Annotated in this window: 14 protein-coding genes; 4 read left to right on the top strand and 10 right to left on the bottom strand. The window is 69.9% G+C overall.

Annotated elements, in window-relative coordinates:
- Positions 1-25: 25 nt before the first annotated feature.
- The 8 genes from AAF430_20660 to AAF430_20625 all read right to left on the bottom strand — a co-directional run bounded on the left by AAF430_20660 (position 26) and on the right by AAF430_20625 (position 6,559).
- Positions 26-1,492, bottom strand: a complete 1,467-nt coding sequence (locus AAF430_20660; GenBank protein ID MEM7412655.1) for an aldo/keto reductase — start codon at positions 1,490-1,492, stop codon at positions 26-28.
- Between the two features lie 99 nt (positions 1,493-1,591).
- Positions 1,592-1,969 carry a diacylglycerol kinase family protein gene (locus AAF430_20655; GenBank protein ID MEM7412654.1) on the bottom strand — a complete coding sequence of 126 codons (378 nt, stop codon included), beginning with the start codon at positions 1,967-1,969 and terminating at the stop codon, positions 1,592-1,594.
- A complete protein-coding gene (locus AAF430_20650; GenBank protein ID MEM7412653.1) occupies positions 1,966-2,790 on the bottom strand; it encodes an amidohydrolase family protein in 825 nt (274 codons plus the stop codon). Before AAF430_20650 ends, AAF430_20655 begins: the two co-directional genes overlap by 4 nt.
- A 34-nt stretch (positions 2,791-2,824) precedes the next feature.
- Positions 2,825-3,475 (bottom strand): pyridoxamine 5'-phosphate oxidase, encoded by a 651-nt coding sequence (gene pdxH, locus AAF430_20645; protein ID MEM7412652.1) that lies wholly within the window; start codon positions 3,473-3,475, stop codon positions 2,825-2,827.
- 6 nt (positions 3,476-3,481) lie between these two features.
- Entirely contained in the window at positions 3,482-3,901 is a 420-nt protein-coding gene (locus tag AAF430_20640) for a hypothetical protein (protein ID MEM7412651.1), read from the bottom strand.
- Between the two features lie 112 nt (positions 3,902-4,013).
- On the bottom strand, positions 4,014-5,060 hold the full coding sequence (locus AAF430_20635) for a transglutaminase domain-containing protein (protein MEM7412650.1): 1,047 nt from the start codon (positions 5,058-5,060) through the stop codon (positions 4,014-4,016).
- Positions 5,057-5,461, bottom strand: a complete 405-nt coding sequence (msrB, locus tag AAF430_20630) for a peptide-methionine (R)-S-oxide reductase MsrB (GenBank protein MEM7412649.1) — start codon at positions 5,459-5,461, stop codon at positions 5,057-5,059. The genes AAF430_20635 and msrB overlap by 4 nt, the downstream gene beginning before the upstream one ends.
- A gap of 51 nt (positions 5,462-5,512) precedes the next feature.
- Positions 5,513-6,559: a HupE/UreJ family protein gene (locus AAF430_20625; protein ID MEM7412648.1), complete on the bottom strand. Its 1,047-nt coding sequence runs from the start codon at positions 6,557-6,559 to the stop codon at positions 5,513-5,515.
- A 78-nt stretch (positions 6,560-6,637) separates the two neighbouring features.
- Between AAF430_20625 and AAF430_20620 the strand changes: the two genes are divergently transcribed.
- The 3 genes from AAF430_20620 (at position 6,638) to AAF430_20610 (ending at position 10,798) form a co-directional block, all read left to right on the top strand.
- Positions 6,638-7,144 (top strand): hypothetical protein, encoded by a 507-nt coding sequence (locus AAF430_20620; GenBank protein ID MEM7412647.1) that lies wholly within the window; start codon positions 6,638-6,640, stop codon positions 7,142-7,144.
- A 160-nt stretch (positions 7,145-7,304) separates the two neighbouring features.
- Positions 7,305-8,390 carry a transporter gene (locus AAF430_20615; GenBank protein ID MEM7412646.1) on the top strand — a complete coding sequence of 362 codons (1,086 nt, stop codon included), beginning with the start codon at positions 7,305-7,307 and terminating at the stop codon, positions 8,388-8,390.
- A 176-nt stretch (positions 8,391-8,566) separates the two neighbouring features.
- Positions 8,567-10,798, top strand: a complete 2,232-nt coding sequence (locus AAF430_20610) for a PAS domain S-box protein (protein ID MEM7412645.1) — start codon at positions 8,567-8,569, stop codon at positions 10,796-10,798.
- Positions 10,799-10,865: 67 nt separating this feature from the next.
- On the opposite strand, the gene AAF430_20605 is transcribed toward AAF430_20610, so the two are convergent.
- Both AAF430_20605 and AAF430_20600 read right to left on the bottom strand, forming a co-directional pair.
- Entirely contained in the window at positions 10,866-11,630 is a 765-nt protein-coding gene (locus AAF430_20605; GenBank protein MEM7412644.1) for an FHA domain-containing protein, read from the bottom strand.
- 49 nt (positions 11,631-11,679) lie between these two features.
- Positions 11,680-12,267, bottom strand: coding sequence for a hypothetical protein (locus AAF430_20600; GenBank protein MEM7412643.1), 588 nt, complete (start codon positions 12,265-12,267; stop codon positions 11,680-11,682).
- Positions 12,268-12,331: 64 nt separating this feature from the next.
- Between AAF430_20600 and AAF430_20595 the strand changes: the two genes are divergently transcribed.
- Positions 12,332-13,573 (top strand): aspartate aminotransferase family protein, encoded by a 1,242-nt coding sequence (locus AAF430_20595; protein ID MEM7412642.1) that lies wholly within the window; start codon positions 12,332-12,334, stop codon positions 13,571-13,573.
- The last annotated feature ends 1 nt before the right edge of the window (position 13,574 follow it).

Genomic DNA, 13,574 nt, shown 5'->3' with positions numbered 1-13,574 from the left:
ACGACCGCCGAGGTCGCCGGCTCCCTCAGGCGAGCCGCAGCAGCTCGTGAGCCCCGCGCATGCGATCGGCGATGTCGATACCGTCGGGGCAGCTCCCCAGGCAGGGAGCCGCGCAGCCCGCGCACGCGTCGGCCTGGCGTTCGAGCCCGGCGTACAAGCGCATCGCTTCCTTCTCAGCGCCGAAGTTCTCGAAGTACATCCGGTAGCGCAGGATGTCGTCGATCGGCCGCTGCTCGGGGCAGGAGGAGAGGCACACGTCGCAGTGCGGGCGACACTGGGTGCCCGCGATCAGCTCGGCGTAGCGCTCGAGCACCGCGAGATCCTGGGGCCGGAGGGACGTCCCCGACGCGGTCAGGAACTCGTCGAGCTGGCGCGTCTCCCAGAGCGAGATCACCAGGCACGACACGCTGGGGTTCGAGAGCACCCACTTGAAGGACGCCTGGGTGAACGAGTCCCGCTCGTCGCGTGACCACAGGAGCCCCTGGTGCTTCCCACCGCGCAGCGTCTTCATCGCGACGACGCCCACGTCTTCGCGCGCGGCGCGGTCGATCACGGCCTCGAGCCCGGGCCAGGCACCGTGGTGGTAGGCGAGCATCAGGACGTCGAAGCGCCCGCTGTCGATCGCGGCGTTGGCGACGGTCTCGAGACGCGGCGTGTGGGTCGACACGCCGAGGAAGCGCGCCTTCCCCTGCTCGCGCAGGCGATCGAAGGCCTCGTGGGCGTTCTCGTCCATCAAGCGCTCGACGCTGTTGCACGAGTGGACGTGGATGAGGTCGACGTAGTCGGTCTGGAGCCGTTGCAGGCTGCCGTTCACCGCCTCGATGTACGCGTCGACGCTCGAGCCGACCGGGAGATGCCCCGTCGGTCGGCAGAACTTCGTCGCCAGGAACATCTTGTCACGCACGCCCTGCATCGCCTTGCCGAGCGCGAGCTCGGAGCCCGATCCCGAGTAGTCGGGCGCCGTGTCGAAGTAGTTGATGCCGCGGTCGATCGCTTCACGGGCCACCTCCCACCCCTGGCGGCCCCCCGTCGAGCTTCCCGAACCCAGCGAGATGTCGCTCACCATGGCCTCGGTGCGCCCGAGCCTTCGATAGGACTGCACCTCGGCGCCGGCCCAGCGGTCGTCGTAGACCGGCGACTTCTTGGGCGGAATGGCGACGAAGAGATTCTTGATGGTCGTGTCGAACCAGTCGAAATTGCGTGCGAAGACGGCGAGCCCGGTGGCCGCCACGCCACCGCCTCCGGCGAGCGCGCCGAGCAGGAAGCGCCGCCGCCCCGACGGCCGAGAGGTGCCGCCACCGGCGTCACGCGTTCGCACCCAGTGCACGGTGAGCGCCAACGCCACGAGCAACGAGGCTGCAGTGGCGAGGATCGGGGCCCAGGAGATCTGGGAGCGATCGAGCCCCTCGATCAGCGTGCCGAGGGTCGCTCCCAACCCGGCGAAGGCGAGGAGCAGAGTGAGGGCCCAGGCGAGAGCGACGACGAGTCCCATGCGTTCCCCTCCAGCTGCGTGCGAGACGCGCGCGCAACGCGCACGCCCAGCGTACACCGAACCGCCGCGCGACCGGGGGTTCGAGGAGACCTCAGGCGACTAGCGCCACCAGAGATCGAGCACCCGCGGAACGAACACGAAGCCCGCGATCGCGACCGACGTGAACGCCGCCAGGAGCACGGCCCCTGCCGCCAGGTCCTTCGCGCGGCCGACCCCGTCGTGGTGTCCCGGGTGGAGCACGTCCGCCAGGGCCTCGAGGGCCGTGTTGAACGCCTCGGCCACCCACACCAGTCCGATCGCCAGCGCGAGCCAGGCCCACTCCCCCGACGAAACGTCGAACCAGACGCCCACGCCGACCACCGCGACCGTGGCGACAGCGTGGAACCAGGCATGGGGCTCGCCGACGATCAGGGTCGCGATGCCGCGCAGCGCGTGACCGAAGCTGGCGACGCGTGCCCCCGGCGAGAGGTCGCTCACCCCTTCCCCTGGAAGAGCACGTCGTTGGCGTTGTCGTAGAGGTAGCGCTCGAGAACGCCAGGCCGCAGGTCGAGCTCGCGCGCCGATTCGAGACAGCGATCCATCGCGATCGCCGGGTGGTCCGAGGCGTACATCACCTTGTGCTTGCCGCGGGTATTCATGAAATGCAGGAACTCGGGCGGGAAGTAGCGCGGCAAGTAGGCCGACGTCATCAGGTAGAGGTTCGGATACTTGAGCATCAGCCGGCAGGCCTCGCCCCACCAGGGATCGGCCCCGTGGGCCATGATCAGCACCAGCTCCGGGAAATGGAGACACACGTGGTCGAGGTGCATCGGCCGCTGACATTCGCCGGGCGCCGGCGGCCCTGGAATGCCGGTGTTGATGCTGATCGGAATCCCGAGATCGATGCAGCGTGTGTAGACCGGGTAGTAGATCCGATCTCCCGGCGGAACGTCGATTCCGAACGGGACGATTCGCGCCAGGATCGCCCCGTACTCGCCGACGCAGCGCTCGAGGTGCCGCACCGCCTCCATTGGCTGGCTCGGGTCGAGCATGCACGAGAGCGCGAAACGGTCCGGTCGCTCTTTTGCGTAGCGGGTGGCGAACCCCTCCGGTGAGGCGGCCGACGTCGTGAGAATCGCCTTCTCCACCCCGGCCCGGTCCATCGTCTCGATGAGTTCGTCGAGGCCATAGGTCCGGAAGAAGTCGTCGTCGTCGCGCTTGAAGTAGTCGTCGTTGACCCGCTGCAAGAACTCGGGGGGCGCGTTCTCGCCACCCCCAATGCTCGTGTTCACCCAGCAATCGATCGCGCGTGCGCTCACGAACAGACCTCCCGCGGCGAGCCTACCATGGGGTTCAGGGCTGGAGACGTTCGACGGACCAGGACGTCCCGTCCGGTTCACGCTGCCAGCGCGCACGATCGTGCGCACGCCCCCGGGATCCCACCCAGCACTCGACGCGCTCGGCGTGGAGGCAGTAGCCGCCCCAATGCGGCGGTCGCGGCACCGGGGTCTCGCCTTCGAGCCCGCCAAAGCGAGCCGCCGTTTCGTCGAGCGCATGCAGCAAGGCGTCCCGCGATGCCACCGGCGCGCTCTGCTGACTGGCCCAGGCCGCGATCTGCGAAGCGCGCGGACGCCCGGCGAAGTAGGCGTCGGAGACCTCGTCCGCCGCGAGGCCAATCGCTCCCGACACCCGCAGCTGTCGGGACAGGGAGTCCCAATAGAAGACGGCCGTGGCACGGGGCTGTCCCGCGAGCTCCCGACCCTTCGCGCTCTGTCGGTTCGTGTAGAACGTGAAGACCCCGGCTTCGGCGTCGAAACCGCGGCACAAGACCACCCGCGCCTGGGGCGACCCGTCGTCGTCGACGGTCGCGATCGTCATCGCATCAGGGTTCTGCTGGCCCGACCGTTCACGCGCCTCGGCGAACCAGCGTGCCACGAGCGCGAGCGGCTCGACCGGCAGCGGATCGACGAGGGAGTCGTCCGTAGGAACCGCCTCGAAACCCACCGGGTGTCAGGGCGTCCGTGACTCGAGGCGGTAGATGAACCGCGTCGTGTCGAAGCCTTCGAGCGTGTGACCCGGCTCCGCGACGAGTACCGCGCGCACCGGATACAAGCGATCCCCGACGCGTACGCGCAGCGCCGGATCCTCGCGGATGTGGTTCAGCCACTCGCGCCCCTCGGCCGGATCGATGTAGAGCTGGCCGTCCTGCTGGGTGTAGTTGAGCGTGACCGAGTAGGGATCCTCGGGTCGTGTCTCGATGTCGATGAAGGTCGTGTCGACGAATTCCCAGCTCTCGACCGGCTCCTCGACGACCTCGCCCGAGAGCGCACCTCCGGGAAAGAGCAGAAAGGGCCCGCCGCAGCCGAAGGAACCCAGGGCGGCGGCGACCAGCAGCGTCAGGAACGGACGAAGACGACGGTCGGGGATCACGGGAGTCTCCTCTCGGGCGTAGCGGGCGCGTCAGGAAGATGTCTGGAAGTTCCGGGATGTCTGGAGAATCCGGGAAGTCAGGAAAGTCGGGGAGCCGGAGCGAAGGAGGAAGTCAGGGCGTTGGGCGGGCGTCGGTGGCCGCGGGCCCACGCGCGGACGCGACGCCGAGCCGCTGGAACGAAAAGTGCGCCGACACCTTCTCGACGGGGACGCCGCTGCGTTCGGCGTACGGGTAGACGAAATAGTTGAGCGGGGGACCGGCCTGGGCGGGTTCGAGCACGAGATCGCGACCCGTCGTGAACCCGATGCGATCGCTCGGCAGGGTTCCGAAGTAGGCGTCGAAGCGCTTCGCCTTCCAGGCCTCGCTGGCATCGAAGGGCAGCCAGCCGTAGGCGGGGTCCCAGGCATCGGCCCAGCAGTGGTAGCCGCCGATCTCGCCCGCCATCTGGTTCGCGGGGATCGGAAATCCGATATGGAAGCGCGCCGAGATGCCCTGGCTCCGCGCCATCCCCAGGAAGAGCGAGTGGAAGTCGGTGCAGTTGCCGTACTTCTCGGTGCACGCCCAGATCGCGTCGCCCTGACCCCAGCCATCGCCGTGTTTCGCGTAGCGCAGGTTGCGCACGACGTAGTCGTAGAACGACCGGATCCGCGCCCGGTCCGTGTCGAGGCCTCGGCTCTCCTGCGCCCCGAGCTGGGCGATCAAACCGTCGAGGGGAATCTTGCGGGTCGGCGCCAGGTGGCGCGCGGGATCGTCGGGACTCCCCGGCTTGGCGGCATCACGCGCGAGACCGCGCGACGGGCGCCGCGACACGACGGTCCGCAACTCGAAGCGCGCGCCTTCCGCGGCACGCCCGGTCCAGCGGAGGTGCACCATGCGGTTGCCCAGCGCGTCGACCGTCTCGGTGTAGGGGATCGAGGAAGCGAGTTCCTCCTCGAGAACCTGCTGGTCGGGCGTCTTCGCCGGAAGCGGCAGCCAGAGACGGATCTCTTCGTCGGCTTCCGACTCGATCTTCGAGAGATCGACCTGGTACCGAAACTCGTAGCGCGCCGCATCGGCGAAGGGGTCGAAGCCGGCGGCCCGCCCTTCCGCTGCGATCGCCAACACGAGCACCAGGGCACCGAGACCGAGCCGGGCCCCACGGAGTCGTGCCGCGGTCATTTCGTCTCGCGCTGGGCGAGGTCGAGGGCCGCCGAGTTCATGCAGTAGCGGTCCCCCGTGGGCTTCGGACCGTCGGGGAACACGTGGCCGAGGTGGGCGTCGCAGCGCGCGCAGAGCACCTCGATGCGCAGCATGCCGAGCGAGCGGTCCTCCTCCGTGCGGATGCGCCCCTCCGCGATCGGCTCCCAGAAGCTGGGCCAGCCCGTCCCCGAGTCGAACTTGGTCCCCGCATCGAAGAGCTCGGCGCCGCAACAAGCACAGCGATACACACCGTCGTCGTGACAGTCCCAATACTTGCCCGTGAAGGGACGTTCGGTGCCCTTGCGACGACACACCTCGTACTGATCGGCACTGAGTTGCTCCCGCCACTCCGCATCCGACTTCTCTACGCGATCGCTCATCCGATCCTCCTGTCGTCGCGCCGACGCGCCCCGGAACCCGGAACGGCGGCTTCAGAAACCGCCGGCAAAGAGCCCCAGGCCTCGGTCGAGACACCAATAGAACGCCAACCCACCCATCGCCATCACCGGTACCCGCAGCAGCCAGGGTGGCCATTCCTTCCAGACCCGCGCGAACAGCCAACCGAGCGTAAGCACGACGCCCACGAACACCAGCTGGCCGATTTCGATGCCGACGTTGAACGAGAAGAGCGCCATCGGGATCTCGGCCTCGGGCAGGCCGACCTCGGAGAGGGCGCCGGCGAAGCCGAACCCGTGGAGCAGGCCGAAACCGAACGACACCGCCCAGGGCCGTTGGCGCAGCAGCGCATCGTCCTTCGGCGGGGTGCGAGCGAGTTCGAGGGCCAGCACCAGGATCGTCAGCGCGATGATCACCTCGATCGGAGCGCTCGGGAACCGCACGAACCCGAGGGCGGCGAGCGACAGGGTGACGCTGTGCCCCAATGTGAACGCGGTGACCGTCGCCACCAGGCTGCGCGCCCCGTTCGCGAGCAGCAGCAGACCGAACACGAAGAGCAGATGATCGAAGCCGCCGGCAATGTGCTCCGCGCCGAGCCACAGGTAGTCCTGGAACACGCGCCAGGCCGACGGTCGCTCGGGCACGACGAGCTCGTCGGCGTCGGCATGCAACACGGCCTGCACGCGGCGCCCTTGGGGCAACACCACGCGGATCAGCGCGTTGGTGCCCGACTCGGCCAGACCGCGCACCGCGAGGGTGCTGCCAACCAGCCCGGACGTGCCGCAGTCGACACGCCAGCGCAACACGATGCCCGTCGCCTCGGTGGAGAACTCGGGCTGGGAGAGCGGCGCACAGTGGTCCGGCAGCGCGGGGACGATCTCGACACCGGTGGGACGCTGGCTCGGCGTCTTGAAGAGGACGTCGTACTGGCCTTCCCCTGCCGACTCGAGGGTCAACAAGCTCGGCGCCAGCCGATGGGCCTGGGCCGGGAGCACCCACCCGGTGCTGGCGACCAGGAGGAGAAGGACGCAGCGCGTGGCGGTTCGGGCGCGGCGCCGGATCTGCCGAGGGGGAGTCGACACGGGGTCCAGACGCTAGCGAAGCCCGACCCGGGGGGCGCTGGTCCGGCTCCCGCCCCTCCCCTACGCTGCGCCCCGTCCGTGATGACCCCCCGCGCAGGCCTCGCCCTCTTCCTGGTGCTCGTGCACACGAGCGCGGCGGCGCTGCCCTGCCCGAGCCCGGACACGCCCGCGTCGCCGCCGGCTGCGAGCGCATCGGGCGAACATCCGCACCCGACGGCCCACCACGCGGCGCACGGCGGACACCACGGACACGCGCCCGCGAAGTCGACACCGCCCCCGGCCGCGAAGCACGGCCACGGCGAGCCCCACGATCACGCTGCGCACCACGCCCACGCCGCTCCCGCGGACCCCCCTGAAACGCCCGAGGTCCGCGACACCGACGAACCGCCCCACCGGGTCGTCGCGCGCTGCGGCTGCGGCTGCGGAACCGGGCCCGCGCCCGGCGGCTTTGCCGCACGACTCGGCCCTGCGCTGCCCAGTCCGGGTCTCGACCGCGTAGCGGCTGCGGTTCCGCCCTCTGGAGCGACGCCGCTGCCGGCCGTCGCACCCGCCGTCTTCCTGGCTCCGGACCCGGTCCCGATCTAGCCCGCCGGCGACCCCCGGTGCTCTCCCGAACCCGGGGGCGCGCACCGGCAGACACGCAGCAGGACAGGCGCGACGCGCCTGCGAAAGACGGATTGCGTTCGCGCGCGCGCGGACGCCTGCGCGTTCCCGCGTGCCGGGAACGCGAGGAGCATTCTTTTCGATGCACGAACGAATCGAAAGACGCACCCGACGTGCGTCCGCGGGCCGCTGGCTCGCGCTCTTCCTGGGCTTCACCGCGATCGGGTGGCCCGCCCTGGCGAGCGAAGACCACACGAACAACCACACGCGCCCCGATGGCCACGCACCGATCGGCGTGATGGGCGACCACACCCACGCTGCGGGCGAGGTGATGTTCTCCTACCGCTGGATGCGGATGCGCATGGACGGCAACCGCTCCAGCACGCGCCACGACAGCATCCCGAGCGTGATCGGGACGCCGGGTCGTCCCGGCCGGTTCCTGGTGGTGCCGACCGACATGGACATGGAGATGCACATGGTGGGGGCGATGTACGCGCCCCACGACCGCATCACGCTGATGGGCATGCTGCCCTTCGTGCGCCTGTCGATGGATCACCTGCGCCGGGACGGTCGTCGCTTCCGCACGAACAACGAGCGCATCGGAGACGTCCGCGCAGGGGCCTTGATCACCCTCTTCGACGACGAGATGCACCACCTGCACCTGAACGCCGGGGTCTCGATCCCGACGGGCAACATCCGCCGGAAGGACACGCTGCCCGCGCCGCTCAACCGGGGCCGCCTGCCCTACCCGATGCAGATCGGGTCGGGCACCTGGGACCTCATGCCGGGCGCGACCTACACCGGCAGGGTGTCGTGGCTGTCCTGGGGGCTGCAGGGGATCGCCACCATCCGGACCGGGCGCAACTCGCTCGGCTACCGGCTCGGCAACCGGATCGACGGCACCGCCTGGGCGGCGGTCCCGTGGACGGACTGGTTCTCGACGTCGGCGCGCGTCGGCTACTCGGCGTTCGGGAACGTCGTGGGTCGCGACGATCTGTTGAACCCCAACCTGGTACCGACGGCCGACCCGAACCGGCGCGGTGGGCGACGCCTCGAGCTCTTCGCCGGCGTCAACCTCGCCATCCCGCTCGGTCCGCTCGGCACCCATCGTTTCGCCGTCGAGGGCGGGTTCCCCGCCTACGAGTGGCTGAACGGGCCCCAGCTCGAGACCGACTGGTCCATCACGGTGGGCTGGCAGAAGGCGTTCAAGGGGTTGCCAGCGCTCTAGGCCGTCCAGGGAAACCCGGACGGCCCAGGGCCGGGGGTCTCACCGCGCGAGGCCCCCGGCCAGACCTGGCCCACTCGGGTCAAGGCGCGGGTCGGGAGGGTCGAAACAGCAGGGGAAGCGCCCGGCGTTCCAAGGGGAACGGAGGGTCCCTGTCCCACGCGAACCGGAAGGCACCCGTGAGCGATCCCGCCACAGCCGATGCGATTCGCTTCCGCGCACTCGCGCAAGCGGGTGTCGGGCGCGTGGCCGAGCTCGACCGCAGCTTCCGCAGTGTCTATCTCTCGCCGGGCCACGAAGACACGTCCGTCGGAGAGACCTACCTGCTGGACGCGCTCGACGCGGAAGATCGCGCGTCGCTGACGGACGCGTTCCAACAGGTGCTCGACAGCGGCGTGCCTCAGCGCGTCGCGGTGCCCCACCAGGGAGCGAGCGGCGACCGTTGGCTCGACGCGATGGTGCTACCCCTCGACGACGAAGCGGGCGAACGGCGCCTGCTGGTCTTCTCCCAGGATTCCACCCGACTGCGTCGCGCCGAGCTGCGTCTCCGGGAACACCGCGAACGCTTCGAGCGCATCGTCGAGAACTCCCACGACATGATCGTCGAGTACGACGCCTCCGGGCGCGTGCTGTTCGCCAACGATCGGGTCCGCCAGGTCATGGGCTACAACGCCGCGGATCTGCCCGCAGACGCCTACACGGCGGTTCATCCGGAAGATCGCACCCGCGTCGAGAACATGTTCGGTCGGGTCGTGCAGGGCACCGCTTCGAGCGCCCGGGCCACCTACCGTTCGGCCCGCGCCGACGGACGCTGGTGCTGGATCGACCTCTTGCTCCACGCCATCCCCCAGGCCGACGGGCGCCAGCACCACATGACGATCGCGCGCGACGTCACCGAACGCATGGAGGCGGAGCAGCGGGTGCGCGAGAGCGAGCAGCGCTACCGCGACCTCGTCGAGAAGACGCCCCTCGCCATCGTGGTGACCCAGGCCGAGGCCATCGTCTACGCGAACCCCGCCGCCGCGCGCATCTGCGGCGCGCGCAGTCCCGAGGAGCTGCGCGGAACGCCGCTCCAGAACCTGCTGAGTCCCGAAGCGATCGCGACGGTGCGCGACTACTTCACGCGCTCGAGCGATCCCAAACGAGCGCCCCGCACGATCGATCTGCGGATTCGCGGCCTCGACGGCGAAGAGCGCCACGTGCAGGGAGCCGGAAACCTCACCCGCTACGAAGGCGCGCTGGCGTTCCAGTGCATCGTGCGAGACGTCACCGACCTCGAGCGTTCCCGCTTCGAGCAGGAGCGACTCGAACTCCAGCTGCAGGAAGCCCGACGTCTCGAGAGCCTCGGTGTCCTCGCCGGCGGCATCGCCCACGACTTCAACAACCTGCTCGCCGTGATCTCGAGCAGCGTGCGTTTCGCGCGGCGCAGTGAGCTCGACGTCCCCGAACGCCAGGATGCGCTCGGAGACGCCGAGGAGGCCGCCGATCGCGCGGCCCGACTGGTGAAACAGCTGCTCGACTACGCTGGCCGGCGCGCGCCCGAGGTGCGGCGGGTCGACCTCTCGCAGCAGACCGAATCGCTCCGCGATCTCATGCAGGCGGCGGTACCGCGACACGTCGAGCTGCAGTTCGACCTGGCCGACGTGCGGCTCCCGGTGCGCGCCGACCTCGTCCAGCTCGAGCGCGTCCTGATGAACCTGGTGATGAACGCCGCCGACGCGATCCGCGATGGCGCCGGACGCATCACGGTCCGCACCCGGCGCCAGCGTCTGCCGGCCCTCGAACTCGCCGGCTGGCTCGGAGGCGAGGAACTCGGCGGGGGCGACTTCGCCTGCCTCGAAGTCGAAGACGACGGCGCGGGCATGAACGCGAGCACCCGCGAACGCATCTTCGAACCCTTCTACTCGACGAAACACTCGGGCCACGGGTTGGGACTCTCCGCGGTGCTCGGCCTGGTGCAGGGGCACCGCGGTGCCATCGATGTCCGGAGTCAGCCGGGTCGCGGGACCTGTTTTCGCGTCGCCCTGCCGATCGCTCCGGACGGGCCTTCGCGCAGCGCGAAGGCGCTCTTGCTCGTGGCCGAGCCCGACGACGCGCTGCGCCGAGACGCGGCGATCCAGCTCGGGTCGGCCCACGTCGACGTGATCGAAGCCCGTGACCGCGAGGCCCTGGTGTCGGCGTTGGCCGCGCACGGGGAAGAGTTCGATGCGCTGTTGGTCGCCGATGCGTTTGCCGACGCACTGCCGCCGGAGCTTCCGCTGGGCCTGCCCGTGCTCGCGCTCCACGACGATGAGGCGGAGCTGGCCCCGCTCGTCGAGCGCGGCTGGCTCCCGGTGTCACGGACCGACGCGACCGGTCATGCGCTGCGCGACCGCCTGGTCGAGCTGCTCTCGAAGTCCGACGCAGACTGACGCGATCGCGGTTCAGATCGGGATCGCGCCGGTCGGCGACATCGCGACCGACCGCTGCGCCGCGTGACTAGTCGAGGTCGTCGCTCTTGATGCGGATCCGCAGCTGCGGCAGCGACAGCACCTTCCCAGCCAAACCCTCGACCACGCGACGCAGGTCGCCGTCGAGGCCGTCGATCTCGAGGGTCAGCGTCGTCGTTCCCGTGGGTGCCGGCTTCGCCGGAACGTCGTCATCGAGGTCCCAGACCTCGTCGGCGGCCGGCTGGGCCGCGGGTCCATCGAACTCGAGGCTGTCCCCGAGGCTCGCGAGATCCGCGTCGAGATCGCGCGGCGCGTCGCCGGGGGCGCTCATGTCGTGGAGGTCGTATTCGAAGTCTCCGGCCGGCCGGATGTCGAGGTCTTCGCCCTCGCCCCCACCGCCGAGGCCCAGCATCGTCGCCTCGCCGTCGCCGCCCGCCATCGGGTTCGAGAAGCCCTTCAGCTGGGATGCGTACTCGAGCGCCGTGCCGAGCGTCGCCGGGTTGCGCGCCGTCTCGGCATAGGTGATCTCGACTTCGCCGATCCGAATCGTGTCGCCGTGCTGCAGTGCGGCTTCCGGCACCGTCGTGCCGTTCACTTCGGTTCCGTTCGAGGTTCCGAGATCGCGCACCCGCGTTTCCTGGGCTTCGCGCACGAACAGGGCGTGCTTCCGCGACATCTCGATGTCGTCGATCGCCAGGTCGTTCTCCGGGGCGCGCCCCAGCGACAGATCCTGGGTGTCGAAGACCACCAGTCGCGTCTTTCCCTCGGCCTTGACCTTGAAGATCGCGTGTTTGCGTTCGGGCTGCTCGGCCATCGCCGCATCCTCCGCTGCTCGAGGACGTATCGGCGGGCCGGTGCCCGAGCTAGAGGCACCCCCCGGCGGCCGTTTCGCCAGCCCCCGAAGTCCGCGGCAGCGACCCCGTTTGCGGGGGCGGGCTGCCGGTTCCTGCACCGGCAAGCGACAGTTCGGCGACGCGCCGTCCGAGACGGCGGGCCAGACGTTCCGACCGGGCTTCCGGGTCCCGCCAGGAGAAGCCGGAGAGCCCGCTCTCGACGGTGAGCTCGGGCCAGCGCTCCCGGTTGCCGCCTTCGCTCGTCTCGACCCCGGCCCGAAGTCGATCCGGCGGGGCGACCGCCGAGAACAGCCAGGTCGTGAGGGATCCGCGCAGGCGGAGATCTCGGAGCTCGACGGCCACCGTCACCTCGCTGGCCGGGTCCCAGCGCTCCCAGTGTTCGAGCCAGTCGCGCGCGGCCTGCTCCACTCGGGCCCGGGCCCGCTCTCCCCGCTCGCCGGCGAGGCTGTCGACCCGCGTCACCCGGACCTCGCCCACTCGCCCCGGGAAGCGCGCCGGGTCGAGTCCGCACGGCGGGAGCTTTGGCGCGCCCGCACACGCGAACAGGCAGGCCAGGCCCAGGCCGAGGCACAGCGGCGTGGCGCGAACGGGGGTCACAGGGCCGAGCTTGACGCTGCCCGCGCGACGCCGCAAAGCCGGCGACGGCTGATAGACTTCCCGGATGCGAACAGAGCTTCCGAAGCGCGGAACCGATTGGACCACCCTGAAGAACGAACTCGTCGAGTTCGGGAAGCACGACGTCGACTGGCGCAGCGCGCGCACCGCCGTCTACGTCTTCAACGCGGGCGAGGACGTCCTGTCTGTCGCGAAGGAAGCCTACGCGCTCTACCAATCCGAGAACGCACTCGGTCCGGCCGCGTTCCCGAGCCTGCGCGAGATGGAACGCCAGGTCGTCGAGATGGGGCTGTCGCTCCTCGAGGCTCCCGACGGCGCCTGCGGCGACATCACCTCCGGCGGCTCCGAGAGCATCTTCCTCGCGGTGAAGGCCTGCCGGAACCAGGCGCGAGCTGAAGGCCGGGTGAAGCGCGGCGGCAACCTCGTGCTTCCGATCTCCGCCCATCCCGCGTTCGACAAGGCGGCCTCGGTGCTCGATCTGTCGGTGAAACGCGTGCCGGTCGCGGCGAACCTGCGCGCGGACGTCGGGGCGATGCGCGATGCCATCGACGCCGAGACCCTGATGATCGTCGGCTCGGCGCCCTGTTTCCCCTACGGACTGATCGATCCGATCAGCGAGCTCGGCGCCCTCGCCACCGAGACGAACACCTGGCTCCACGTCGACGCCTGCGTCGGGGGCTACTTCGCCCCCTTCGCGCGGATGAACGGCGAAGCCCTGCCCGACTTCGACTTCCGCGTCCCCGCGGTGCGCTCGATCTCGGCCGACCTCCACAAGTACGGGTACGCGGCAAAGGGAGCGTCCACGATCTTCCACCGCACCGAAGACCAGCGTGAACACCAGGTGTTCACCTTCGACCAGTGGCCGGCGGGCGGGATGCGCACGCCCACGGCAGCCGGCACGCGCCCCGGCGGCGCGATCGCCAGTGCGTTCGCCGTGCTCCGCTACCTCGGCGTCGAGGGCTACCGGGAGAAGGCGCGCACGGTGGCCGACACCCGAGAGCGACTGATCGCGGGTATCGAAGAGCTCGGCCTCCACGTCTGGGGCGACCCGCGCCTCGGGCTGCTCAGCTATGGCTCGAACGACCTCGACATCTTTGCGGTTTGGAAGCACCTGGCCGAGAAGGGCTGGTTCACCGGCCTGACGACCCAGCCGCGGGGCATCCACCTGATGCTCTCCCCGGCCCACGCCCAGGTGGCCGGCGACTACCTGGACGACCTGCGCGATGCCGTCGATCGGGTGCGTGCCGGCTCGGAGGACGCTGCGGACCTGGAGGCGCGCTACGCCTGAC

The organism is Myxococcota bacterium, assembly GCA_039030075.1.
Classification (GTDB): Bacteria; Myxococcota_A; UBA9160; order UBA9160; family SMWR01; genus JAHEJV01.
The sequence above is the reverse complement of the archived record's forward strand: the minus strand, read 5'-3'. Positions and strand labels throughout refer to the sequence as shown.